This is a genomic window from Streptomyces rishiriensis, from assembly GCF_003112535.1.
Classification (GTDB): domain Bacteria; phylum Actinomycetota; class Actinomycetes; order Streptomycetales; family Streptomycetaceae; genus Streptomyces; species Streptomyces rishiriensis.
The window spans coordinates 54,394-78,751 of sequence record NZ_BEWA01000026.1; the positions used below are offsets into that span (position 1 = coordinate 54,394).

Here is a 24,358-nt window from a genome sequence, read left to right on the forward strand (position 1 = left end):
TCCGGGTGCGGTCAGCGGCGGGCACGGGCCGGCTGGTTGCGCCTGGTCAGCCACAGGGCGCCCGCCGCGCCCGCGAGCAGCACGGTGCCGCCGAGGGTGCCGAGGGCGATCGCGGAGTCCTCGGGGCCGGTCTGCGGGAGCTGCCCGCCGGAGCCGCCGTCGCTCGCCGCGCCGCCGGTCGAGCCCCCGGTCGTACCGCCGCCCGTCGTGCCCCCGCTCGTGCCGCCGCCCGACACGGTCACGTCGAGGGTGAGGGAGGGGCCGGGGGTGTTGCTCGGTGTGCAGGTGGTGGTCGTGCCGAGCGCCTTGATGGTCAGCACGCCGGCCGTGAAGGTGACCTTGCCGCTCCTCTTCGGGGTGTACGTGCCGCTCAGGTCATTGATCTTGATGGGGGTGTTCTCGGGGATCGCGGCCTGGTTGGCCGGGCCCGTGACGTTCAGGGTGCCGCTGTCGGCGCCGCCCAGCTTGATCGTGGCGCTCGGCTTCATGGAGCCGGCGCCCAGTTCGACGGGGCTGGAGGAGACGCCTTTCTGCCAGGACATCGTGATCCGGTATCCGTCGCCGCTCTTGACGCCCTTGATGTCGATCGGCGAGACGGCGCTCTTGGCTCCGATGGGCGTCTTGCAGCCGTAGTTGACGTTGACGACCTCGGCCATGGCCGCCGGGGCGGCCGTCAGCACCGCCGAGCCGGCCAGGGCCGCGGCAGTCGCGAGCACGGCGGTTCGCTTCCGGTTCGACACGGTCCCGTCCCCTCACTCCCACCGCCCCGCCTTACTGACGAGGCATCAGATTGAGCCGTCAAGGTACGCCCGGGGCGATGAGGAGGGAAGAGAAGGCACGGGCCGGAGTTGTGACGATCCGACACACCTGCGCGAGCGGCGCGAAGACCGCCGCGACTGCCCGCCGACGGCGCACGACGGGACGGCGAGGCTTCGCGGAAACCTGACCGGACTTGCTGAGGCGAGACGGCGGCGGGGCTGCGGCAGGACTGCGGCGGGACCGTGGTGGGGGCGTGGTGGGGGCGCGGTGGGACCGCGGCGGCGGGCCGAAGCCGTCGGATCGGGGGTGCCAGCCGGGCGGCGACGGGCCGGAGCCGACGGGCCGGAGCCGGGATCACGGCCGAGAGCGCGAGGGCGCGGGGCGCCTGGGCCGAACCGGCCGGCGAAGCCCGTAAAGAGCCCGGCTGTCGCCTCGGACGCTCGACGCTCGGCGCTCGGGCGCTCGGCGACCTACGGGGGGCGAGGCCCCCGAGGGCGGTGCGCCGAGGGCGGCGCGGCGAGGGCGGCGGGACGGGACGGCGGGACGGGACGGCGAGGGCGGGCCGCCCGGCTGCGCGGACCCCCCGCTTCCGGCCGCCGCCCGCTGGGCGAATCGCCGCGGGCGGGCCGTGGTCGGGAATCGCCGCGGGCGGGCCGTGGTCAGGGGCCGTCAGGCCGGAGCGCCCAGTTCCGCCCAGACCGTCTTGCCGGCGACGCCCTGGGCCCGCATGACGCCCCAGTCCAGGCAGAGGCGCTGGACGATGAACATGCCGTGTCCGCCGGGGCGGCCCGCGCGGTGCGGGGTGCGGGGCGCCGGCTGGCCCGTGCCGCGGTCCGAGACCTCGACGCGGATCACCTTGTTGTCGCAGCCCAGGACCATCGCGTCCGGCCCCTCGGCGTGCAGGCACGCGTTGGTGACCAGCTCCGAGACGACGAGCAGCACGTCCTCGGCGGCGGCCCGCCGGTCGGCGGTGGCGGCCGGCAGCCAGCCCCACGCGTACAGCGCCTGGCGGGCGAAGTCGCGGGCGAGCGGAACGACGCCGCTGGCGTCGTCGAAGCTCAGCCGGCGTACCTGACGGCTGCCCGGCGACCCGGGCGTCACGGCAGCCGTGCCCCCGTCGGACGTCCCAGCCCCCCGCGCGTCCCCCTGGGACGCCCCGGAAGCGCCGCTGGGCTCCGGGCTGGGCTCCGGGCCGCGGTCGCCCGGCGAGTAAGGCCGGGTGGTGCTCATCAGCGCTTCACCTCACCGATTCCCCGATTGACCGGTTCACCATTCAAGAGTCGGATCTCTGCAGAGTCGTACGTAGCCGGACGGCGTTTCGCGTCGGCGCCGCCGCCGACATGTGCGGGTTCAGGATGTCTCCTGCCCGGCGTGACGGGCGGGACACCCCCGTTCTCGCCCGTGTCGTGTCGACGCCGGGCGGACGGCGCGAACTCAGCCGTCCTCGTCCTGTCCGTCGCGCTCGTCGGCCAGCGCCGCCTCGACCGTGTCGTGCACGGTGAACACGGCGTCCGCTCCGGTGATCTCGAAGACCCGGGCCACCACGGGGAGCATTCCCGCCAGATGGACTCCGCCGCCGGCCGCCTCCGCCTTCAGGCGGGCTCCGAGCAGCACGTTGAGCCCGGTGGAGTCACAGAACTCCAGGCGCGCGCAGTCGACCACCAGGCGACTGCGACCTCTGGCGAGGCAGGCTTCGAGTGGCTCACGCAACAAATCGGCGGTGTGGTGATCCAACTCACCCGCCGGGGTCACGACGGCACTGTGGCCCTCTTCCCGCACCTCGACCAGAAGCCGGCCCGACTGTGCGCTGCCGACCGTCCCGCGGTCCATGCCGTCTCTTCTCCTGGGGTCGCGAACTGCTTTCTGACGCCCTCGAACACTACGCCCTCGACCCGCACCTCAACACCCGAACAATCGCACACAAACAGACATAAAGGGACAAGGTGCACTTGCGATCGGTCAAGTAAAGCAGGTAGGCCTAGTACGAACACGCAGACCGACACGGCCGGCTTTGGAGGCGCCGCACACCGTAGTGCGCTCACTGGCTTCGGCAGCCATACGCCGAGAACGATGGAGGACATCATGTCACCCCGGCTCGACGCACCGCATACCCGCGGAGCGACGTCGACACCCCCTCCGGACCAAGAACATCTGGAACCCATCGCACAGAACGCGGTGCCGGACGTCGACCCCACCGACGCCCTCGCCGGACTCCCGGAGATCCCCCCGTTCGACGAGGTCGGATCCGTCGACGCGCGGGCCCTGTCCAAGACCCTGTTCGCACGGCTCGAATCCCTCGAAGAGGGCACCTACGACTACTCGTACGTGCGCAACACCCTCGTCGAACTGAACCTCGCGCTCGTCAAGTTCGCCGCCTCCCGGTTCCGCTCCCGCAGCGAGCCCATGGAGGACATCATCCAGGTCGGCACCATCGGCCTGATCAAGGCGATCGACCGCTTCGAACTCTCGCGGGGGGTCGAGTTCCCGACCTTCGCGATGCCAACCATCATCGGCGAGATCAAGCGCTTCTTCCGCGACACGTCGTGGTCGGTGCGCGTCCCGCGCCGGCTCCAGGAGCTCCGGCTCGACCTGGCCAGGGCGGGCGACGAACTGGCCCAGAAGCTGGACCGCGCGCCCACGGTCGCGGAGCTCGCCGAGCGTCTCGGCCTCTCCAACGACGAGGTCGTCGAAGGCATGGCCGCGTCCAACGCCTACACGGCGTCCTCGCTGGACGCGCAGCCGCAGGACGACGACTCGGAAGGCGCCCTCGCCCATCGGATCGGCTACGAGGACAACGGCATCGAGGGCATCGAGTACATCGAGTCGCTGAAGCCCCTGATCGCCGGACTCGCGCCCCGCGACCGGCAGATCCTCTCCCTCCGTTTCGTCGCCGGCCTGACCCAGTCGGAGATCGGCGAGGAACTCGGCATCTCGCAGATGCACGTGTCGCGGCTGCTGTCGCGCACCCTGGTGCGACTGCGCAAGGCGCTGACGGTCGAGGAGTAGTACCCGGGAGACCTCGCTGGACGCCGACGCCCGGCCGATCGACCTGAGCTCGACCTGAGCTCGACCTGAACTCGATCGGCCGGGCGCCGGCGTCTGCCCGCCGCCTTCTCCCGCCCCTCGTCCAGGCCCCTCGTCCAGGCCCCTTCTCCCGCCCCTCTTCCAGCCCCCTCCCTCCCGCCGCTCTCCCGCCCCTCTCCCCACGCGCCCCCACCGCCCCTCTTGTTACCCCCGGAAACCTCCCCACGGAGCCCCATGCGCCACTAGGGTCGCCCTCACCCCGGACTGACCAGTACGTCAGCAACCGGACGCGCGAGGGCGTCCGGCGAGGAGGCGACCCTTCATGGCCCGTGCCGACGGAGACGACGAGGCGCACGCGCCGAACGCCGACACCGCGTCCGACGCGCACCTCACCGACCGGCTCCGCGCCGCACCCGCCGCCGCCTACCCGGCGCTGCGCGCCCTGCGCGCCCGCCACCAGCCCGCCGTGCTGGCCTACGCCCGCCGCTGCACGACCGGCGAACCGGCGGCCCGGCGACTCGCGGCCGAGGCCTTCACCCTCGCCGCCCGGGAGACGGCGCGCGGCGCCGACCCCGGCGGCCCCTGGCGGCACCGGCTCCTGCTGCTGGCCGGGCAGGCGGCCGCGAGCTGGGCCGCCGACGACCGGGCCGGCGGGCTGGACGCGGGACTGCTCCTCGTCCTCAACACGACGGGCCCCGGCGGCCCGGTACCGCCGATGCTCGTCGCGTTCCGTTCGCTGCCCTCCCGCACGCAGGGCCTGATCTGGTACGACGTCGTCGAGCGCGAGCCGGCCGAGCGCACGGCCACGCTGCTCGGTCTGACCCCCCAGGACGTGGTCCACGGCGCCGGACCCGCCCTCCAGTCCCTCGCCCAGGCCTGTCTGCGGCACCGGCTCGCCGCCTCGGACGACCCGCGCTGCGGGGACTTCCGCCGGCTGATCGAGGAATCCGTACGCGCCGACGGCCCACGGCACAGCCCCGACCTCGACGCCCACCGGGCGCAGTGCCCGCACTGCGCGACCGCCTACGAGGAACAGTGCGCGCTGCGCGACACCCCCCGCGGCGCCCTCGCGGAGGGGCTGCTGCCGTGGGGCGGGGCGTCGTACGCGATGGACGAGCGCGAGCCGGTGCGCGCGGCGCGGACGGCCGCCCGAAAACCCCGCCGCCGGATCGTGCTGGCCTCGGCGGTGCTGGGGGTCGCGGCGATCCCGCTGCTGATCCTGCTCGCCACCCAGGGCGACTCGTCGGACGGCGAGGCAGCGGGCGCGGTGGGCGCCAGGCCGTCGACCGCGCCGCAGGTGACCGTGACGGCGACGGTGTCGGTGTCCGCCGCGCCGAGCGCGGCCTCGCCCAGCCCGTCACCTTCCCTGTCGCCGTCCGCGTCCCGCACCTCCGCGCCGCCCGGGCCGCGGCCCGCGCCCACCCCGTCCGCCTCTCCCGCGCGCCCGCCCGGGGCCACGTTCGCCCAGGTCGTGAACGCCGCCACGGGCCGCTGTCTGGAGGTCGCCGGCGACCTGCGCAACGGCACGGACGTCGTCACCGTGCCCTGCTCGGCCTCCCCCGGTCAGCGCTGGCGGGTCGACTCCGCGCGCGGGGTGCTCCAGTCCTACGCCGACCCCGACTTCTGCCTGGACAGCCGTGGCGCGGTCGACGACGGCGTCGGCGTCTGGAGCTGCGACTCGGTGGAGGGCCGCAACGGCCGGAACCTGATGTTCACCGTGGACGAGGACGGCAGGATCCGGCCGGCGATCGCCTTCGCGTCGGCCCTGACGGTGGACGACTCCGGCTCCCTGTCGTTCGACCTGCTGGACGAGGCCGCGCGCCAGGTGTGGCGGGCGGGGGCGGCCTGAGGCCGCCGCCGTCCTCATCGTGAAAATCCGCGGGCCGGTCTCCGCCCGGCGTCTACGCTGGCCCGGCCCTCGAACCAGCAGCGCCGCTGGCCCGCGTCGTCTGCTCATGAGGAGCCCCGTGCCCCGCTCTCCCGCAGTTCCCGTCGCCGCCGGTCGGTTCAGCCGGTTCAGCCGGTTCGGCGACGTGCCCGTCCTGCTGGTCGCCGTCGTGTGGGGGTCCAGCTACCTCGCCGCCAAGGGCGTCACCACGGCGGACACCGTCTCGGCCGTGCTGGTGCTGCGGTTCGCCGTGGTGCTGCCGGTGCTGGCGGCGGTCGGGTGGCGACGGCTGCGGGCGCTGAGCGGCACGCAGTGGCGCGGCGCCGGAGTGCTGGGCCTGGTCCTCGCCGGGATCTTCCTCCTGGAGACGTACGGCGTCGTCCACACCTCCGCGACCAACGCCGGGCTGATCATCAGCCTGACCATGGTGTTCACGCCGCTCGCGGAGAGCCGGGCGCGGGGCGTGCGACTGCCGGGGGCGTTCGTGGCGGCGGCGGGGCTGTCGGTGCTCGGCGTGGCGCTGCTCACGCAGGGCGCCGGGTTCACCGCTCCGTCCGGGGGCGATCTGCTGATGCTGGGGGCGGCGGTGGCCCGCACCGTGCACGTGCTCGCCATGGCGCGGATGGAGTCGGTGCGCGGGGCGGACGCGCTGTCGCTGACGACGGTCCAGCTGGGCGCTGCGGTCGTCGTGTTCGCGCTGGTGTCGGCCGTGCCCGGGACGGGGGCCTCGCCGTGGGCCGCGGCGGCGGACTTCGACGCCGGAGACTGGGCCCGTCTGCTGTATCTCTCCGTGTTCTGCACGTTGTTCGCGTTCTTCGTGCAGATGTGGGCGGTCCGCCGTACGTCGCCGTCCCGGGTCAGCCTGCTGCTGGGCACCGAGCCGGTGTGGGCGGCGGCCGTGGGCATCGCGCTCGCCGGGGACCGGCCCGGCCTGCCCGGTCTCGCGGGGGCGGTGCTCGTGCTCGTCGGCACCGGCTGGGGCAGGTCGGCGGCGGACCGGGGACGCACCGCCGCCGAGACCTCCGACACGGCGGCCGCCCGGACCGCACCCGGGGCCGCCGGTGCCGGGACCGCCGCCCGGACCGCACCCGGGGCCGCCACCGCGGCCGAGGCCTGCGACGGCGCTTCCCCCGGGCTCTGAGCCGACCGGGACCCGCGGCCCGCGCCTGCTCGGCCCGCGCCCCCTCAGACCACGCGCACGCCCCTGCGCCAGACCCCGGACACCAGCGGGACGCCCGGCCGGTAGGCCAGGTGGACGTGGCTCGGGGCGTCCAGCAGGGTCAGGTCGGCGTACGCGCCGGGGGCCACCCGGCCCACGTCCGTCCGGCGCAGGGCCGCGGCGCCGCCCGCCGTGGCCGACCACACCGCCTCGTCCGGGGTCATCCCCATGTCCCGCACGGCGAGCGCGACGCAGAACGGCACGGACGACGTGAAGGACGAGCCGGGGTTGCAGTCAGTGGAGAGGGCGACGGTGACGCCCGCGTCCAGCAGGCGGCGGGCGTCCGGCCACTCGGCGCGGGTGGAGAACTCGGCGCCGGGCAGCAGCGTGGCGACCGTGTCGCCGCTCGCGAGGGCGTCGACGTCCGCGTCCGTGAGGTGGGTGCAGTGGTCGGCGCTGGCCGCGTCCAGTTCGACCGCCAGCTGCACGCCGGGGCCGTAGGAGAGCTGGTTGGCGTGGATGCGGGGGTGCAGTCCCTTCGCCCGGCCGGCGGTGAGGATCGCGCGGGCCTGGTCGCCGTCGAACGCGCCCTTCTCGCAGAACACGTCGATCCAGCGGGCGTGCGGGGCGCAGGCGTCGAGCATCTCGCCGGTGACCAGGGCGACGTAGGCGGCCGGGTCGTCGGCGTGGTCCGGGGAGACGATGTGCGCGCCGAGGTAGGTGACCTCGTCGGTGTGGCGTGCCGCGAGGCGCAGGGCGCGCGCCTCGTCGGCGACCGTCAGGCCGTAGCCGGACTTGGTCTCCATCGTGGTGGTGCCCTGGCTGAGGGCCTCGCTCAGATAACGGGTGAGGTTGGCCTCCAGTTCCTCGTCGTTCGCGGCCCGGGTGGCCGCCACGGTCGTGCGGATGCCGCCCGCCGTGTAACCGCGGCCCGACATCCGGGCGTTGAACTCCTCGGTGCGGTCGCCGGCGAACACCAGGTGGGAGTGGGAGTCGACGAAGCCGGGGAGCACCGAGCGGCCGCCGGCGTCGACCCGGTTGTCAGTGGCGGGTGCTTTGCTTGATTCACCGGTCCACACGACGCGGTCGCCGTCGATGACGACCGCCGCGTCTCGGATCAGGCCGAGAGGCGAATCTCCCCCGCTCTCGGATGTGCTCGACCGGGGGGACCGCCGTCCGAGGGAGGGATCGTTGGTGACCAGCGTGGCGATGTTGGTGATGACGGTGCTGCTCATGGCGTCCTCATGGGTGGCCGGGCGGGGGACGACGGGGGCGAGGGGGACGGCGGGGACGGCGGTCAGCCGCGCAGGGCGTCGACGGCCTGGGCGAGGGCCTGCGGCACGTCGGGCACGAGCGTGTGCGCCCCGTCGCGTACGACATGCCGTCCGCCCACGACGGTGTGCCGGACGTCCGCCGCGCTCGCGGCGAATACGGCCGTCTCGGCGCCGAGCCGGGGCAGTGGCCCCGCTGTCCTGACCGAGTCGAGCGCGACGGTCGTGAGGTCGGCGAGGCCGCCCTCCTCGATCGCCCCGGCCTCCTGCCAGCCGAGGGCGGCGTGGCCGTCGGCGGACGCGGCGCGCAGCAGCGCGGCCGCGGTCCAGTGACCGCGGGTGCGGGTGCGCAGGCGCTCGTCGAGTTCCATCGCGCGGGCCTCTTCGAGCAGGTCGATGACGGCGTGGCTGTCGGAGCCGAGGCAGAGCGGGGACCCTTCGTTCTGCAGGGCGACCGCGGGTCCGATGCCGTCGGCGAGGTCGCGTTCGGTGGTGGGGCACATGCAGGTGCCGGTGCCGCTGCCGCCGATGAGGGAGACGTCCTCGGCGGTGAGGTGGGTGTTGTGGACGCCGGTGGTGCGCGGCCCGAGCACCCCGTGCAGGGCGAGCAGCTGCGTCGGGGTGCACCCGTGGGCTTCCCGGCAGGCCTCGTTCTCGGCGGTCTGCTCGGACAGGTGCACATGGAGCGGGGCCCGCCGCTCCTCGGCCCACCGTGCGACGGTCTCCAACTGGTCGGCGGGCACGGCCCGCACGGAGTGGATCGCCGCCCCGATCCGCGCGTGATCCCGTTCCTTGAGAACTGAACAGCGTTCGGCCCAGGCTTCGGCGGTCCCGTCGGAGAACCGGAGCTGGTGGGCGGTGGGCGGCTGTCCGAAGCCGGAGGACAGGTAGGCGGTGTCGAGGAGGGTGATGCGGATGCCGGCGTCGGCGGCAGCCGCGATCAGGGCCTCGCCCATGGCGTTGGGGTCGGCGTAGCGGGCGCCGCCGGGGGCGTGGTGCACGTAGTGGAACTCGCCGACGGAGGTGACGCCCGCCAGCGCCATCTCGGCGTACACGGCGCGGGCCAGTGCGTGGTACGTCTCGGGGGTCAGCCTGTCGGCGACCGAGTACATGACCTCGCGCCAGGTCCAGAAGGTGCCGGAGCCGACCTGGACGGTTCCGCGCAGGGCGCGGTGGAAGGCGTGCGAGTGGGCGTTCGCCAGCCCCGGCAGGGTCAGGCCGCGCAGGATCTCGGCGCCGGGGGGCGGGGTCGGCACGTCCGTGCGGACGGCCGTGATCCGGCCGTCCGCGACCTCGACGGCGACTCCCGGTTCGACATGGGTGTCGAGCCAGGCGTGCTCCAGCCAGTACGTCCGCGTGTGGGGGTGCGTCACTTGCAGGCCAGCCCTTCCAGTGCGTCGGCGAGCGCGAGCACCCCGGCCACGCAGTCGTCCTCGGCGGCGAACTCGGCCGGCGAGTGCGAGACGCCCGTGGGGTTGCGCACGAACAGCATGGCGGTCGGGATGCTCCCGGAGAGGATTCCGGCGTCGTGTCCGGCGCCCGTGCCGAGCACGGGGACCCTGAGGCCGGTGTCACCCCGGCTCCCGCCACTTCCGCCACTTCCGCCACTTCCGCCACTTCCGCCACTTCCGCCGACGACACGATCCCGGCCGGAGCCGCCGCCCAGGATGCGGGCCAGTTCGTCGCGCAGGGCGTGGTCGAACTCGACGACGGGCGTGAACGACTCGCGGACGACGTCCAGGTCGACGCCGTGGGCCTCGGCGTACTCACGGGCGGCCTTCTCGACGCCGCCCACCACCTGGTCCAGGGTCCCTTGGTCGGCGGCGCGGGAGTCGAGCCAGCCGCGCACCAGGGAGGGGATGGCGTTGACGCCGTTCGGCTCGACGGAGATCTTGCCGAAGGTGGCGACGGCGCCCGCGAGTTCGGCCTCGCGGCGGGCGGCGAGGACCGTCTCGGCGTACGACAGCATGGGGTCGCGCCGGTCCACGAGACGGGTGGTGCCGGCGTGGTTGGCCTCGCCGCGGAAGTCGAACCGCCAGCGCCCGTGCGGCCAGATGGCGCTCGCGAGACCGACCCGGTCGCCGCTGAGGTCCAGGGCGCGGCCCTGTTCGACGTGCAGCTCCACGAACGCGCCGATGCGGCCGAGCCGCTCCGGGTCGGCGCCGAGAGCGTCGGGGTCGTGCCCGGCGGCCTCCATGGCCTGCGGCAGGGTGATCCCGTCGCCGTCGGTGAGCCGGTGCGCCTGCTCGACGGTGAGCTGCCCGGCGGTGAGCCGCGACCCGACGCAGGCGAGCCCGAACCGGGCGCCCTCCTCGTCCCCGAAGTTGACGAGAGCGAGCGGCTTGGCGAACTGCACGCCCCGGGCGAGCAGTTCGTCCAGGGCGGCGAACGAGGACACGACCCCGAGGGGCCCGTCGAAGGCGCCGCCGTCGGGCACGGAGTCGAGATGCGATCCCGTGACGACGGCGTCCCCGGCGGTCGGGTCCCCGAGCCAGGCCCACTGGTTGCCGTTGCGGTCGACCTCGTACGTCAGTCCCCGTCCCTCGGCCTGCTGCCGGAACCAGGCCCGGCAGTCGGCGTCGGCGGGGGTCCAGGCGTAGCGGCGGTAGCCGCCGGTGTCGCGGTGGCGCCCGACGGGTGCGAGTTCACGCCACATCTCCTGGAAGGAGGCGCCGGCCACCGCGGGCCGCGGCTCATGCGGCCGCGGGTGCTCGTGGCGCGGGCCGGTGGGGGCGGGCGACGGGGGCTCGGCCCCCGCCGGACGGCCGCCGTCAACCGTCACTGCGCATCACCCTCGTGCATCGGCACCCGCACGCCCCGCTCGTCGGCGACGGACTCCGCGATGTCGTACCCCGCGTCCACGTGCCGGATGACGCCCATGCCGGGGTCGTTGGTCAGCACCCGGCGGATCTTCTCACCGGCCAGCTTGGTGCCGTCCGCCACCGAGACCTGACCGGCGTGGATGGAGCGGCCCATGCCGACGCCGCCGCCGTGGTGGAGGGAGACCCAGGAGGCGCCCGAGGCCACGTTGACCATGGCGTTCAGCAGCGGCCAGTCGGCGATCGCGTCGGAACCGTCGAGCATGGCCTCGGTCTCGCGGTACGGGGAGGCGACGGAACCGCAGTCGAGGTGGTCGCGGCCGATGGCGAGGGGGGCCGCCAGCTCTCCCGACGCCACCATGTCGTTGAAGCGCTCGCCGGCCTTGTCGCGCTCGCCGTAGCCGAGCCAGCAGATACGGGCGGGCAGGCCCTGGAAGTGGACGCGCTCACCGGCCAGCTTGATCCAGCGGGCGAGGGACTCGTTCTCCGGGAAGAGGTCGAGGATCGCCTTGTCGGTCTTGGCGATGTCGGCCGGGTCGCCGGACAGGGCCGCCCAGCGGAAGGGGCCCTTGCCCTCGCAGAACAGCGGGCGGATGTAGGCGGGGACGAAGCCGGGGAAGGCGAACGCCCGGTCGTACCCGGCGAGTCGGGCCTCGCCGCGGATGGAGTTGCCGTAGTCGAAGACCTCGGCGCCGGCGTCCATGAAGCCGACCATGGCCTCGACGTGCCGTGCCATCGACTCGCGGGCCCGGGTGGTGAAGCCGGCCGGGTCCTTCTCGGCGGCGTCGGCCATGTCCTCGAAGGCGAGGCCGGTCGGCAGGTAGGCCAGCGGGTCGTGGGCGGAGGTCTGGTCGGTGACGATGTCGACGGGCGCGCCCATCGCCAGCAGCTGCGGGACGACCTCGGCGGCGTTGCCGAGGACGCCGATGGAGAGGGGTTTGCGCTGGTCCCTGGCCTCGACGGCGAGCCGGAGCGCGTGGTCCAGGTCGTCGGCCCTGACGTCCAGGTAGCGGTGCTCGATGCGGCGGTCGATGGCGCGCGGGTCGCAGTCGACGCAGATCGCGACGCCGTCGTTCATCGTCACGGCGAGCGGCTGGGCGCCGCCCATGCCGCCGAGACCGGCCGTGAGGGTGATGGTCCCGGCCAGAGTGCCGCCGAACTTCTTCGCGGCGACGGCGGCGAAGGTCTCGTAGGTGCCCTGGAGGATGCCCTGGGTGCCGATGTAGATCCAGGACCCGGCGGTCATCTGGCCGTACATGGTCAGGCCCAGCTGCTCCAGCCGGCGGAACTCCTCCCAGTTGGCCCAGTCGCCGACGAGGTTGGAGTTGGCGATGAGGACGCGCGGGGCCCACTCGTGGGTCTGCATGACCCCGACCGGGCGGCCGGACTGGACGAGCATGGTCTCGTCCTGCTTGAGGGTCCTCAGGGTGCGGACCATCGCGTCGAAGGAGCGCCAGTCGCGGGCGGCCTTGCCGGTGCCGCCGTAGACGACGAGCTTGTCGGGGTGCTCGGCGACCTCGGGGTCGAGGTTGTTCTGCAGCATCCGCAGCGCGGCCTCCTGCTGCCATCCCAGGGCGCTCAGTTCCGTACCGCGCGGCGCTCGTACGGGGCGGGGTCCTGACATGGTCGGCCTCCTTGCGGATGGGTGATCCCGGCGGATTTTGCTGTTCTTATTCACATCCTGACGCGCTGAATAGAGCTAGTCAATACACGGGTGCGACGAGCTACGGCCCGGGGAGACAGGAAAAGCCCGGGGGGAGGCGGAAGAGGGAGGAGGCGAACAGGCGGACAGGGGGCGCACATCGCCCGGCTCACCACCCCGCTGAGGCGCGCACGCCGTTGACGAGCGCCGGCGAGCGGGTGTTGAAGGGACACATGGGGCGACGCCCGGCCCGGAACGAGGTCAGTCGACCCACGTTAGCCACCCCGCCGCATGTTCCGCTGGAAAATGCCAGAAGACTCACCCTCTCGCGCCTACGTTGCGTAGCTTCTTCATCACTCAGCCGAACCGCAGGCGGGAGGGGAGCCAACGGTGCCCGGAATCGACGAGTGTCTACTGGAGGCCATGCGGCTGCCCGGCGCACGGGGCGCCGCGTTGGTCGACTGGACGAGCGGGCTGGCCCTGGGCTCGGTCGGGGAGTTCCCCGGCGGCGACCACGAGGCGGCCGCGGCCGAGGCCGCCGAGGTCGCCCGGCTCACGGCCGAGCAGCGGGCGTTCACGCCCGACGGCTACGACCGTCACGAGCACGCGGACGCAACGGCCGGACCGGGGGCGGGCGTCGATCCCCCGGTCGAGGACCTGATCATCAGCAACCGGGACAGCTACCACGTGCTGCGGTTCGTGCCGACGTCCTTCGACAGCAGCGTCTTCCTGCACGTGTGGCTGGGCCGGCCGGACGGCAACCTGGCGCTGGCGCGGATCCGGCTGGGCGAGATGGCCGGACGGCTGGTGCTGGGGTGACCGCGGTGAGAACGCACCCCCAGGGGACGACCCCACCGCCCCGGCTGCCCGTGCGGGAGAAGTCCGGGGCCCGGGATCGCGGCGGCGCGCTGTCGCCGATGCTGACCCGGCTCGCGGCCGAGCGGGCGACGGGCGTCCTGGAGCGCGAGCGCGGCTCGCTCTATCTCGCCGAGGGCCGCGTGGTGCACGCCGAGAGCCCGCTCGCCCCGGGCCTCGACGTGCTCCTCCTGGCCCACGGCACCCTCGCCCCGGCCGTCTGGCAGGACGCGGTGGACCGGGCCGACGAGGAGTACGGCGCCGCCCGTCTGCTGCTCGACGCCGGCCGTGTCCCGCGCGGCGCGCTGGAGCTGTGCCATCTGGAGGCGGTGTTCGACGCGGCCTACTTCGCGCTCGCCCCCAGCAGCACCCCGGGACACTTCCGCTACGGCGCCGGCCACTGGCTGGGCGCCGTGCGGCCGGTCCCGGTCGACGCGGTCGAGCGCGAGACGCTGCGCCGGCGCGAGCTGCTGAACCGTCTCTGGCCGGACCCGCTGTCCGACGGCGCGCCGCTGCGCCGGTCCGACGCCGTCGCCGCGCCGACGCCGACCGCCCGGCAGAGCGCGGTGCTGGCCCTGGCGGACGGCGTGCGCACCGCGCCGGACATCGCCCGCGAGCTGGGCCGGCAGGCCTTCCACACCCTGGTGGACGTCCGGCGGCTGGCGGCGGCGGGGCTGCTGACAGCCCTCTTCCCGCCGCCGCGCGTCCACCACGCCGCGACCGCGGCCGTGCCCGGCCTCCCGCCCCGCCACGCACTCGCCGAGAGCACCGGGACGGCCGCGGCCCCACCCTCGCCGGGCATCACGCTGCCCCGCGTCAACGACCCCGACATCACCCTGCTGAAGAGGCTCAGGGATGCGCTGGAGGCCCTTTGAACGGCAGCGACCGCGCGCCGAGAGGAGCGAGCTGATGGCCTCGGCGCCCGAGATACTCGACGAACTGCGGCGGCTGCGGGCCCGGGTGCCCCAGCTGACCGGCGCGCTCGCGGCCGGCGTGGACGGCCTCGTCCTCGCCCACGACACGCCCGGCGTGGAGCCGGAGGTGGTGGCCGCGCTGACCGCCGCCGCCCTGGGCGTCGCCGTGCGGATGGCGGACACCACCGGCCAGGGCGACTTCCGCGAGCTGCTCGTGCGCGGCCGGTACGGCTACGTCGCGACGTACGCGGCCGGCGAGTCCGCCGTGCTGACCCTGCTCGCGCAGGACCGCGTCAACGTCGGCCGGCTGCACCTGGAGGGCCGCCGTGCCGGGGCCCGCCTCGGGGAGCTCGTGGACGCCCGGGAGGCGGCGGCGCGGCAGACGCGGGCCGCTCCCGCCGAGCCGCCGCCGCAGCCCCCCGCCAAGCCGCCGGTGCGCACACCGGCCAAGCCCCCGACCGTACGGACCAGAACGGCGCGCGGCCCGGCCACCGCCAACGCGCGCACCACCACGGAAAGCTGACAGGAACCGAGGAGCACACGTCATGGCCAACACCGAAACCACGCTGAAAGAGTGCCTCGCCTCCATCGAGGGGGCGACCGGAGTCGCCCTCGTCGACTACACCAGCGGCATGGCGCTCGGCACGATGGGCGGCAGCAAGACGTTCGACCTGAACGTCGCCGCCGCGGGCAACACCGACGTGGTGCGCGCCAAGATGCGCACCATGGAACACCTCGGGCTCAAGGGACAGATCGAGGACATCCTGATCACGCTGAACGACCAGTACCACCTGATCCGGCTGATCAGCGGCCGCGGCGGCAACGGACTCTTCATGTACCTCGTCCTGGACGCCAAGCGGGCCAACCTGGCGATGGCCCGCCACCAGCTGAGGAAGATCGAGGAGGACCTGGAGGTCTGAGACTCCCGTCCCGGATCATGCCGGGGGCGCGGACTCCGGTCCGCGCCCGACAGGCCCTAGACCAGCGCAGCGGTGCGGCGGCGGGCTCCGCCCGGGGCCGCGTCGCCCGCCGCGACGCCGGTGCTGCGGTACGCCTTGACGGCCTTGCCGGCCGGGCGTCCGCCGCGCCGGTCCAGCCAGTCGACACGGACCCACAGCAGCGCGTCGTTCTCCCGCTCGCGCCGCCCGAGCCAGGCGGCCTTCCAGCGCAGCCCGGCCCCGCAGCCGGCGAGCAGCATCCCGCCGGCGGCGGGCGCCGCGAGGGAACCGCCCAGCGCGGCCAGGAAGGCGAGCAGCAGCCACCAGCGGTGACCGCGCCGCCAGGTGCGGACGGTGACCGCCCGGTCCTGCAGCACGTCGTGCTTGCCGGCCCGGGCGGCTCCGCCGCCGAGCCCGGTGAACCGGCGCCGTCCGCGCAGCCCCGTGACCGCCGCGGCCACGAGGAACAGCGCCGCCCCGGCCGTCACCCCGATCCGCCGTCCCGTGAGGCCCGGCGTCAGGGCGCCGACCCCCGCCGCGACCACCCCGCACCACCACAACGGCGCGGCTCCGGCCCGTACGACGACCGCCACCCGGGCCAACCCGTGTCCTCCGCGTGCCACGTCCGCCTCCTCGTCACTCAGGCACAGTCTCGTGACCGCGCAGACTAGTGAGCGAACGTGAGACGAGTCTGAGAGCCCCCACACAGAGCACGCGTCCCCACACAGAGCACGCGTCCCCACGAAGAGCACGCGTCCCCACGAAGAACGCGCCCCCACGAAGAGCGCGTCCCCACGGGTGGGGCTACTCCACGAACAGCCCGCGCGACGCCGCCCGCGCGTCGAACTCCTCCAGCCGGGCCTGCGCGTCGGGCAGGTCGTCGCACATCGCCTCCAGCAGCACCCGCCCGAGCAGCATCGGCGCACAGGCCGTGTCGAAGGCGAGACCGGTGCCGACGGCGGCGGGCAGCAGCAGGTCGGAGACCTTGGCGACGGGCGCGAACGCGGAGTCGGCGACCGTCACCACGCTCAGCCCGGCCTCCCGGGCGTAGCCGAGGGTGTCGACGACCTCGCGCGGGTGCCGGGGCAGCGCGAAGCAGAGCAGAGCGGAGGCGCCGGCCCGGACGGCGGCGTCGATCCGGTCGTGGATCATCGTGCCGCCCTCGTGCAGCAGCCGTACGTCCGGATGGACCTTGGCGGCGAAGTACGCGAACCCGTACGCCTGGGAGGCGGCGGCCCGCAGGCCGAGGACGGGCAGCGGGCGGGAGGCCGCCAGCAGCCGGCCGGCCCGCCGCACCGGACGGGGGTCGGCGAGCACCTCGGCGAGGTGCCGCAGGTTCTCGATCTCGGCCTCGACGGCCTGCTGGTACTCGTTGTACGAGGCCGCGTCGGCGGGCTGTTCGGCGGGAGCGACCTCGCGCAGATGCCTGCGCAGGGCGGGGTAGCCGTCGAAGCCGAGGGCGACCGCGAAGCGGGTCACGGACGGCTGGCTGACCCCGGCGAGCTCGGCCAGTTCGACGCTGGACAGAAACGGCACGTCGGCGGCGCGCCGCACCATGCTGTGCGCGATGCGCCGCTGGGTCGGCGTCAGCCGGTGCCCCTCGAACAGCGTCTGCAGCCGGGCGGCGGGACTGTCCGCCGCCCCCGGTCCCGGTCCGCCCTCACCGAACTCCGTCTCCGCGCTCATGCCCCGCTCCCCCTCCAGATGTCCGTGAACCGGTCCAGCAGTCCGGCCGCCGCGCGCACGTCCTCCGTGAGCGGCCGGTCGGCCTGGTCGGCGTCGAGCAGCGCCTCGGCCAGCTCCAGCGCCCGCCCGGCCGGCAGCCCCGGCTCGGGCCGCAGCTCGCGCTGGCGCAGCGCCCGTACGGCGGCGACGAGTTCGCAGCCGACGACGAGACGGTACGCGGCGCAGACGCGCAGTGTCTGCCGGGCGGCGAGCGAGGCGAAACTGGCCTGCTCCTCGACGCCCCGGGAGAGTACAGCGTGACCGAGCGACGCGGGCGCGGAGAAGGCCCGCAGGTCGCCCAGGGCGGCGCCGGCGGCGTACTCCAGGATCATCACGCCGGAGGAGGCGGGCTCGGAGTCGGCGAGGAAGGGCCGCAGTCGGGTGTAGGCGGGCTCGTTGAGCGTGGAGAGCCGGGAGGTGGACAGCCGCGCCACCTGGGTCAGGGCCAGCCTGAAGTGGTCCAGGACGAGGGCGAGTTGAGCCTGGTAGAAGCCGCCGTGGTGGTAGGCGGTCATGTCCTCGGGGCAGATGAGGGGGTTCTCGGCGGCCGCGTTGATCTCGACGGCGATCACCTCCTCCAGGGCGTCGGCGGCGTCGTGCGCGGGGCCGTGGATCTGGGGGAGGCAGCGGAAGCCGTAGGGGTCCTGGATCCTGCCCAGGGGCGGTGTGGGCCGGTCCTCGGCGCCGATCAGCTCGCGCATGCGGCGGGCGACCTCGGCGGAGCCGCGGTGCGGGCGGGCGGCGTGCACGGGGGCGGCGTAGGCCTCGTGCGAGCCGTCCACGGCGAGCAGCGAGAGGGCGGCGACGACCTGAGTGGCCTGCAGAAGTCCGCGCAGTTCATGCAGGGCGAGGGCGGACTGGCCGAGGGTGAGGGCGTTGCTGCTGATGAGCGCGAGGGCGTCGTTGTTGTCGAGCGGCTGCGGTGCGGGGCCCTTTGCTCCGCGCCACGGATGCTCTCCCACCAGTGCGAGGCCGACCTGCGCGAGGGCGGCCAGATCCCCGGTGCCCACCGAGCCGAACTCGTTGACGACCGGATGCGCCCCGCTCTCCAGCGCCTCGCACAGCGCGGTGACGACGCTGGGCCTGAGTCCGGCGCCCCCGGCGAGCAGCTGGTTGGCGCGGACGGCGAGCATCGCCCGGACCTGCCGGGCGGGCAGTTCCTCGCCGATGGCGCCGGCGTGACTGCGCAGCAGGCGCAGACCGTGTTCGGCGGCCGCCTCGGTGGGCACGTCCTCGTTCCGGTTGGCGCCGACGCCGGTGGAGCGGCCGTAGACGCGACCGGTGGCGGCGATCAGCCGGGCGGCGTCCCAGGCCTCGGTCATCCGCTTCGTCGCGTCGGTGCCGGGGACCGGCCGGGCGACGCCGTCGGCGAGGCGTACGACGTCCTCGACGCCGAGGGCGATCCCGTCGAGGACGACGAGACCGGAGCCCACTCCGGGAGATGCGTCCACGATTCGAGACGACATAAGGCTACGAACTCCCCTCAATCGGGACAGTCGATCTTGCCCTCCGGTCATCCGTTACGTCGGATTAACACCGGACCGTTGACAAGTTATTCATCTACGGAGAACTCTGCATGACGTTATACAGCCGGGCAAGGGACAACTCATGATCCAGTTCGACGCGGTCCACAAGCGCTTCCCCAACGGCACGACGGCAGTCCACGATCTCTCCCTCCACATGCCGGAGGGCGGCGTGACCGTGCTGGTCGGTTCCTCCGGTTGCGGCAAGACGACCACCCTGCGGATGATCAACCGGATGGTCGACCCGACCTCCGGGACCATCGAGGTCGGCGGCAAGGACATCACCCGTCAGGACGCGGCCGAACTGCGCCGCTCCATCGGATACGTCATCCAGCAGTCGGGCCTCTTCCCGCACCGCACGGTGCTCGACAACATCGCCACCGTGCCGCTGCTGCTGGGCCACGGCCGGCGCAGGGCCCGCGCCCGCGCCGCCGAACTGCTGGAGACCGTCGGCCTGTCCGCCGACTCCGGCCGCCGCTACCCGCACCAGCTCTCCGGCGGCCAGCAGCAGCGCGTCGGGGTGGCCCGCGCGCTCGCCGCCGACCCGCCCGTGCTCCTCATGGACGAGCCCTTCGGCGCCGTCGACCCCGTGGTCCGCACCCAGCTCCAGGACGAACTGCTCAGGCTGCAGAAGGAGTTGAGCAAGACCATCGTCTTCGTCACCCACGACATCGACGAAGCCGTCCGCCTCGGCGACCAGATCGCCGTGTTCCGCACCGGCGGCCACCTGGTCCAGTGCGCCTCGCCCACCGAGCTGCTCGCCCGCCCGGCCGACGACTTCGTGGCCGACTTCCTCGGCGCCGAGCGCGGTCTGAAGCTGCTCTCGCTGAAGACCCTCGCGGACGTCCCGCAGGGCCCCGCCCCCGAGGGCGGCGCCTGGACCCTCGTCCTCGACGAGGCCCGCCGGCCCCTGCACTGGGCGTCCGCGTCGGACGGCGCCGAGGTCCCCGTGCGCCCCCTCAGGGACGCCGACTCCCTCCTCTCGGCGCTCAACGAGTCGGTCGCCGCCCCCACCGGCCTGGTCGCGCGGGTCGACGCCGACGGCGTCCTCACCGGCGTGACCTCGCGCGACGACGTCCACACCCACGCGGGCCGGGCCCACACCGAGGCACGGGTGGCCGCATGACCATCGACTGGTCCTGGATATCCGGGCACACCGACGAACTGACCACCCTCGCGATCTCTCACCTGCAGGCCGCGCTGACCGCCGTCCTCCTCGGCCTGCTGATCAGCCTCCCCCTCGCGGTGGTCGCCCACCGGGTCCGCCCCCTGCGCGGGTTCCTGCTCGGCCTCTCGAACGTGCTGTTCACGATCCCCTCGATCGCGATCTTCGTCCTGCTGCTGCCGATCAGCGGCCTCACCCGCACCACCACCGTCATCGGCCTGACCGTCTACACCCTGGTCGTGCTGCTGCGGAACACGGTCGAGGGCCTCGACTCGGTGCCCGCGAAGACCAAGGAAGCGGCCAAGGCGATGGGCACCCGCCCCCTGCGCACGCTCCTCACCGTCGAGTTCCCGCTCGCGCTCCCCGTGATCATGGCGGGCGTGCGGATCGCGACGGTCATGTCGATCTCCCTGGTCTCCGTCGCCACCTACATCGGCGACGGCGGTCTCGGCCAGCTGTTCACCGACGGCTTCCAGCGCGACTTCCCGACGCCGGTCATCGCGGGAGTCGTCCTCACGATCCTCCTCGCCGTCGTCGCCGACGCGGCTCTGGTGGGCGTCCAGTACCTCCTCACCCCGTGGAAGAGGCGGCGAGCCTGATGTACGAACTGTTCAAGAACCTCGGCGGCTGGCTGACCAGCGGCGCCCAGTGGTCCGGCCCGGACGGCATCGCCCACCGCCTCGCCGAACACCTCCAGTACTCCCTGCTGGCCACCCTCGTCGCGGCCGTGATCGGCCTCCCGGTCGGCCTGCTGATCGGCCACACCGGCCGGGGCGCGTTCCTCGCCATCAACCTGGCCTCCTTCGGCCGCGCCCTGCCGACCGTCGGCCTGGTCGTCCTGGTCTTCCTCGCCAGCGGCCTGTCCATGTGGCCCGTCTACGTCGCGCTGGTCGCCCTCGCGGTCCCCTCGATCGTCACCAACACCTACGCGGGCATGACGGCCGTCGACCCGGACGTGAAGGACGTGGCACGCGGGCAGGGCATGCGCGGCCACCAGGTGCTGTTCCAGGTCGAGCTGCCGCTCGCCCTCCCCCTGATCATGACGGGCCTGCGCCTCGCGCTCATCCAGGTCGTCGCCACGGCCACGATCGCCGCGTACGTCTCCTTCGGCGGTCTCGGCCGCTACGTCTTCGACGGCCTCGCCCAGCGCGACCTCGTCCAGGTGCTCGGCGGCGCGGTCCTGGTCGCCGCCGTCGCCATCGCCTTGGACCTCGCGCTCTCCGGCGTCCAGCGGCTCCTCTTCCGACACCGCCCCGCACAGCACGCCTAGGGAATCCCGACATGAACCGACGCACGATCCTCGGCGGCCTGTTCGCGGCCGCGACCGTCCCCGCCCTGACCGCCTGCGCGAGCGGCATCACCTCCCTCGACAACGAGGGCGGCGCCGCCTCCGGCGGCGGCTCCAGCAAGGACGGCGTCACCATCGGCACCGCCAACTTCACCGAGAACCAGGTGCTGGGCTACCTCTACGCCGCCGTCCTGGCGGCGGCCGGCGTGAAGGTGAAGGTCCGCCCCAACCTGGGCACCCGCGAGATCGTCTTCCCCGCCCTGAAAAGCGGCGACATCGACCTCCTGCCCGAGTACCAGGGCGCCCTCCTCACCTACCTCGCCCCGAAGGCCGCGGCGACCGAGGAGGGCGAGATGCAGAACGACCTCACCATCGCCCTGCCCGCCGGACTCCAGGTGCTGCCGTACGGCCTCGCCGAGGACGCGGACGCCTTCGCGGTCACCCGGGAGACCGCCCGGAAGTACGGCCTGGCCTCCCTCGCCGACCTGACGAAACTGAACGGCAGGCTCGTCCTCGGCGCCGCCCCCGAGGTGAAGACCCGCCGCGTCGGCGTGGTCGGCCTCAAGGAGGTGTACGGCGTGGAGTTCAAGGAGTTCAAGTCGCTGGACTCCTCCGGCCCACTGGTCAAGGGCGCCCTGAAGAAGGGCGACGTCGACGTGGCGAACCTCTTCACCACCGACACCGACATCCTGGACAACGGCTGGGTGGTGCTCAGCGACCCGAAGAACCTCATCCCCGGCCAGCACATCGTCCCGCTCATCGCCGACCGCCGGGCCGACTCCACCGTCCGCAAGGCCCTCGCCAGGCTCGGCAACGTCCTCACCACCACCCAGCTCACCGAGCTCAACCGCCAGGTGGACAAGGACAAGAAGGACCCCGAGGACGTGGCGAACACGTACGCCAGGCAGCACGGGCTGGCCCGCTAGCGGGCCCCCCGCCGGACAGGGGGGCTGTCCCCAGTGCGGCGGGCGTCCCGGCTCCCTAGCCTTGGTGTCCATGACGGGATGGGAGACGGCCATGGACGCGCGGGACACGGACCTGAAGAAGGAACTCGACGCCACCTTGCAGACACGCAGGGAACTCGGCGAGGAGTACGAGTCCGCGCTGGTGGACTCGTTCCTGGAGAAGGTCGACCAGCGCATCGACGGCGCGGTGGAGCGCCGGGTGCGCCGGCAACTCGCGGAGCAGCAGATGGCCACGGCCCGCGGGGCCCGCTCGCCCAGGGCGGCGGACTCCTGGGGCGAGCGCTTCGGCTTCGGCGTCGTCTCGCTGATCCTGGCGGTCCCGCTGTCGGCGATCGGCGGCGCCTTCGCCGGCTTCTCCGGCGTGCTCACCACCTGGCTCGGCGTCGTCGGCGTGAACTTCGTGCAGGCCGCCCGCAGCAACCCCGAGCTGTTGCCGGGCCGGCGCCGACGGTCCGCGCGCGACGCGGACTGACGTACGCGACGCGGACCGAGGGGCCCGCCCCTGGCCGGCCCGCTCCTGGCTTCTGGCTCCTGGCCTCACGCCTGCCGGGTCGGCAGGACCATGATCTGCCGCAGGTTGACGTGCCGCGGGCGGCTGGTCGCGTAGGCGACGACGTCGGCGATCTCCGCCGAGGACAGCGCGCCGACGGCGTCGAACATGCCGTCCAGCTGCCCGGCCAGCTCGTCGTTGTCGAGGTGCGTCGCCAGTTCGGTCTGCGTCAGTCCCGGCTCGACGTTGGTGACCCGCACGTCCCGGGGCCCGAACTCGGTGCGCAGGGACTGGGACAGGTAGGTGACGGCGGCCTTGGTCGCCCCGTACACCGCGTAGTTCGGGAACGTGACGTGCGCGCCGATCGACGAGACGTTCACCAGGTCGGCGGCGCGCCCCTCGGCGGCGGCGCCCACCAGGTCCCCGGTGAAGGCGCGGATCGTCCGCAGCACCCCGGTGACGTTCGTGTCCAGCATCCGCCGCCACTCGTCGACGCGACCGTCGTCCACGGGGTTCGGCAGCATGACTCCCGCGTTGTTCACGACCAGGTCGACGGCCCCGTAGGCCTCCCTGACCCGGTCGGCGGCCCCCGCCACGGACGCGTCGTCCGTGACGTCGGCGACGACCGCGAGGGCCTCGCCGCCGTCGGCGCGGATCTTCTCGGCGACCGCCTCCAGCCGGTCCGCGCGCCGGGCCAGCAGGGCGACCCGGGCGCCCGAGGCGGCGAGCAGCACGGCCACCGCCTCCCCGATCCCGCTGGCGGCGCCGGTGACGACGGCGGTACGGCCGGCAAGGCTCGCATACGGGTTCTCGTACGGCATCTGATGCTCCTGCGACGCTGGGCCGGGGCGTCTCCCCGGCGGCACGCACCACTCTCACCGTCCCCCGCGGCGCTACCCAGGGCTGCGCTCTTCCTGGGTCTGCCAGTACCAGGTTCGCGATCCGCCCCTCCCCTACCATCGAGCGCATGGACGGGGATCTCGGAGACTTTCTGCGCTCGCGCCGCGCCCGCATCCGGCCGGAGGAGGTCGGACTGCCCTCGCACGGGCGCCGGCGCGTTCCCGGGCTGCGGCGCGAGGAGGTGGCGCAGCTCGCCGGAGTGAGCGTCGACTACTACATACGCCTGGAGCAGGGCCGGGGCCCGGCCGTCAGCGACGCGGTGCTGGACGCCGTGGCGCGCGTCCTGCGCCTCGACGACACGGAGCACGCCTACCTGCGCGCGGTCGCCCGCCCGCACAGGCCCGCCGGGCGCCGGAGCGCGCCCCGCGTCCGCACGGGCGTGCAACTCCTGCTCGACAGCATGGAGCGCACCCCGGCGTTCGTCCTGGACGTCCGGATGGACGTGCTGGCGTGGAACGCGGCGGCCGACGCCGTGTTCGGCTACGGCCGGGCCGGGCCGGACGGCCGCAACATCCCCCGGCACGTCTTCCTCGACCCCGGCTCCCGCGACTTCTACCCGCAGTGGTCCGCGGTGGCCGCGCAGTGCGTCGCGCACCTGCGGAACCTGGCGGGCCACCACCGGGACGACCGCCGGCTGACCGCGCTCGTCGGGGAACTCTCGCTGAAGAGCGAGGACTTCCGCAGGCTGTGGGCCGATCATCCGGTCCGGGAGTGCGCCTACGGGGTGAAGCGGGTCCAGCACCCGGTCGCGGGTCTGCTGACCTTGCCCTACGAGACGCTGGCGGTGGCGGCGGACCCGGACCAGACCCTGCTGGTGTACACCGCCGAAGCGGGCTCCGAGACGGAGGAGCGGCTGCGGCTGCTGGGCAGTTGGGGAGCCTCACAGGTGCAGACGTCGCCCCGCTGAGCCGAGCCGCCGAAAAGGGGGCCGCGCGCGGGGAAGCTTGCGCGGGGACCGCCGCACCCCCGTCACCGGGGGGCGGGACGACGGCGGTCCCCGCGAGGGACGCGTGCCGGGTCAGGCCGGGCTTGC

General features: G+C 73.7%; 24 protein-coding genes. 13 read left to right on the plus strand and 11 right to left on the minus strand.

Features of this window, described 5'->3' with window-relative positions:
- Positions 1–11 precede the first annotated feature (11 nt).
- The 3 genes from Sri02f_RS35585 to Sri02f_RS35595 all read right to left on the minus strand — a co-directional run bounded on the left by Sri02f_RS35585 (position 12) and on the right by Sri02f_RS35595 (position 2,589).
- Positions 12–740, minus strand: a complete 729-nt coding sequence (locus Sri02f_RS35585) for an LPXTG cell wall anchor domain-containing protein (protein WP_109005451.1) — start codon at positions 738–740, stop codon at positions 12–14.
- Positions 741–1,428: 688 nt separating this feature from the next.
- On the minus strand, positions 1,429–1,989 hold the full coding sequence (locus Sri02f_RS35590; RefSeq protein WP_109005452.1) for an ATP-binding protein: 561 nt from the start codon (positions 1,987–1,989) through the stop codon (positions 1,429–1,431).
- Between the two features lie 204 nt (positions 1,990–2,193).
- Positions 2,194–2,589: an STAS domain-containing protein gene (locus Sri02f_RS35595; protein ID WP_109005453.1), complete on the minus strand. Its 396-nt coding sequence runs from the start codon at positions 2,587–2,589 to the stop codon at positions 2,194–2,196.
- A gap of 240 nt (positions 2,590–2,829) precedes the next feature.
- Here Sri02f_RS35595 and Sri02f_RS35600 point away from each other — a divergent pair, with 240 nt between their 5' ends.
- The 3 genes from Sri02f_RS35600 (at position 2,830) to Sri02f_RS35610 (ending at position 6,812) form a co-directional block, all read left to right on the plus strand.
- Positions 2,830–3,765 carry an RNA polymerase sigma factor SigF gene (locus Sri02f_RS35600; RefSeq protein ID WP_109005454.1) on the plus strand — a complete coding sequence of 312 codons (936 nt, stop codon included), beginning with the start codon at positions 2,830–2,832 and terminating at the stop codon, positions 3,763–3,765.
- A 340-nt stretch (positions 3,766–4,105) separates the two neighbouring features.
- The gene (locus tag Sri02f_RS35605) at positions 4,106–5,632 is read left to right on the plus strand and encodes a ricin-type beta-trefoil lectin domain protein (protein WP_109005455.1); all 1,527 of its coding nucleotides are present in this window, start codon (positions 4,106–4,108) and stop codon (positions 5,630–5,632) included.
- A 106-nt stretch (positions 5,633–5,738) separates the two neighbouring features.
- Positions 5,739–6,812, plus strand: coding sequence for a DMT family transporter (locus Sri02f_RS35610; RefSeq protein WP_109005456.1), 1,074 nt, complete (start codon positions 5,739–5,741; stop codon positions 6,810–6,812).
- A gap of 44 nt (positions 6,813–6,856) precedes the next feature.
- Here the strand turns inward: Sri02f_RS35610 and hutI are convergent, their stop codons facing one another.
- The 4 genes from hutI to hutU form a co-directional block, all read right to left on the minus strand.
- Complete coding sequence (gene hutI / locus Sri02f_RS35615; RefSeq protein ID WP_109005457.1) at positions 6,857–8,065, minus strand: imidazolonepropionase; 1,209 nt, start codon at positions 8,063–8,065, stop codon at positions 6,857–6,859.
- A 62-nt stretch (positions 8,066–8,127) separates the two neighbouring features.
- The gene (locus Sri02f_RS35620) at positions 8,128–9,474 is read right to left on the minus strand and encodes a formimidoylglutamate deiminase (RefSeq protein WP_109005458.1); all 1,347 of its coding nucleotides are present in this window, start codon (positions 9,472–9,474) and stop codon (positions 8,128–8,130) included.
- Entirely contained in the window at positions 9,471–10,757 is a 1,287-nt protein-coding gene (locus tag Sri02f_RS35625) for an allantoate amidohydrolase (protein ID WP_109005496.1), read from the minus strand. Before Sri02f_RS35625 ends, Sri02f_RS35620 begins: the two co-directional genes overlap by 4 nt.
- 122 nt (positions 10,758–10,879) lie before the next feature.
- The gene (gene hutU, locus Sri02f_RS35630) at positions 10,880–12,544 is read right to left on the minus strand and encodes a urocanate hydratase (RefSeq protein WP_109005459.1); all 1,665 of its coding nucleotides are present in this window, start codon (positions 12,542–12,544) and stop codon (positions 10,880–10,882) included.
- Between the two features lie 408 nt (positions 12,545–12,952).
- Between hutU and Sri02f_RS35635 the strand changes: the two genes are divergently transcribed.
- From Sri02f_RS35635 to Sri02f_RS35650, 4 genes are read left to right on the plus strand one after another with little or no spacing between them, the layout of a single operon-like run.
- A complete protein-coding gene (locus Sri02f_RS35635) occupies positions 12,953–13,381 on the plus strand; it encodes a hypothetical protein (protein ID WP_109005460.1) in 429 nt (142 codons plus the stop codon).
- Entirely contained in the window at positions 13,378–14,292 is a 915-nt protein-coding gene (locus tag Sri02f_RS35640) for a transcriptional regulator (protein ID WP_174855779.1), read from the plus strand. The genes Sri02f_RS35635 and Sri02f_RS35640 overlap by 4 nt, the downstream gene beginning before the upstream one ends.
- A 34-nt stretch (positions 14,293–14,326) precedes the next feature.
- Entirely contained in the window at positions 14,327–14,854 is a 528-nt protein-coding gene (locus Sri02f_RS35645; protein ID WP_109005461.1) for a roadblock/LC7 domain-containing protein, read from the plus strand.
- A 22-nt stretch (positions 14,855–14,876) separates the two neighbouring features.
- Positions 14,877–15,251: a roadblock/LC7 domain-containing protein gene (locus Sri02f_RS35650; protein WP_109005462.1), complete on the plus strand. Its 375-nt coding sequence runs from the start codon at positions 14,877–14,879 to the stop codon at positions 15,249–15,251.
- A 56-nt stretch (positions 15,252–15,307) separates the two neighbouring features.
- Here Sri02f_RS35650 and Sri02f_RS35655 read toward each other — a convergent pair whose 3' ends face one another.
- The 3 genes from Sri02f_RS35655 to Sri02f_RS35665 form a co-directional block, all read right to left on the minus strand.
- The gene (locus tag Sri02f_RS35655; protein ID WP_109005463.1) at positions 15,308–15,892 is read right to left on the minus strand and encodes a hypothetical protein; all 585 of its coding nucleotides are present in this window, start codon (positions 15,890–15,892) and stop codon (positions 15,308–15,310) included.
- 181 nt (positions 15,893–16,073) lie between these two features.
- A complete protein-coding gene (locus Sri02f_RS35660) occupies positions 16,074–16,955 on the minus strand; it encodes a MurR/RpiR family transcriptional regulator (protein ID WP_109005464.1) in 882 nt (293 codons plus the stop codon).
- A complete protein-coding gene (locus tag Sri02f_RS35665) occupies positions 16,952–18,460 on the minus strand; it encodes an aromatic amino acid ammonia-lyase (protein ID WP_109005465.1) in 1,509 nt (502 codons plus the stop codon). The genes Sri02f_RS35660 and Sri02f_RS35665 overlap by 4 nt, the downstream gene beginning before the upstream one ends.
- A gap of 142 nt (positions 18,461–18,602) precedes the next feature.
- On the opposite strand from Sri02f_RS35665, the gene Sri02f_RS35670 reads away from it, so the two are divergent.
- The 5 genes from Sri02f_RS35670 (at position 18,603) to Sri02f_RS35690 (ending at position 22,407) form a co-directional block, all read left to right on the plus strand.
- Positions 18,603–19,643, plus strand: a complete 1,041-nt coding sequence (locus Sri02f_RS35670; RefSeq protein ID WP_109005466.1) for an ABC transporter ATP-binding protein — start codon at positions 18,603–18,605, stop codon at positions 19,641–19,643.
- Positions 19,640–20,281, plus strand: coding sequence for an ABC transporter permease (locus Sri02f_RS35675; protein ID WP_109005467.1), 642 nt, complete (start codon positions 19,640–19,642; stop codon positions 20,279–20,281). The genes Sri02f_RS35670 and Sri02f_RS35675 overlap by 4 nt, the downstream gene beginning before the upstream one ends.
- Positions 20,281–20,952, plus strand: a complete 672-nt coding sequence (locus Sri02f_RS35680) for an ABC transporter permease (RefSeq protein ID WP_109005468.1) — start codon at positions 20,281–20,283, stop codon at positions 20,950–20,952. The genes Sri02f_RS35675 and Sri02f_RS35680 overlap by 1 nt, the downstream gene beginning before the upstream one ends.
- Before the next feature lie 11 nt (positions 20,953–20,963).
- Complete coding sequence (locus Sri02f_RS35685; RefSeq protein ID WP_109005469.1) at positions 20,964–21,896, plus strand: ABC transporter substrate-binding protein; 933 nt, start codon at positions 20,964–20,966, stop codon at positions 21,894–21,896.
- A 91-nt stretch (positions 21,897–21,987) separates the two neighbouring features.
- Positions 21,988–22,407, plus strand: coding sequence for a hypothetical protein (locus Sri02f_RS35690; RefSeq protein WP_109005470.1), 420 nt, complete (start codon positions 21,988–21,990; stop codon positions 22,405–22,407).
- A 65-nt stretch (positions 22,408–22,472) separates the two neighbouring features.
- Here Sri02f_RS35690 and Sri02f_RS35695 read toward each other — a convergent pair whose 3' ends face one another.
- Positions 22,473–23,246: an SDR family oxidoreductase gene (locus Sri02f_RS35695; RefSeq protein WP_109005471.1), complete on the minus strand. Its 774-nt coding sequence runs from the start codon at positions 23,244–23,246 to the stop codon at positions 22,473–22,475.
- A 146-nt stretch (positions 23,247–23,392) separates the two neighbouring features.
- Between Sri02f_RS35695 and Sri02f_RS35700 the strand changes: the two genes are divergently transcribed.
- The gene (locus Sri02f_RS35700) at positions 23,393–24,232 is read left to right on the plus strand and encodes a helix-turn-helix transcriptional regulator (protein ID WP_109005472.1); all 840 of its coding nucleotides are present in this window, start codon (positions 23,393–23,395) and stop codon (positions 24,230–24,232) included.
- Positions 24,233–24,358 lie beyond the last annotated feature (126 nt).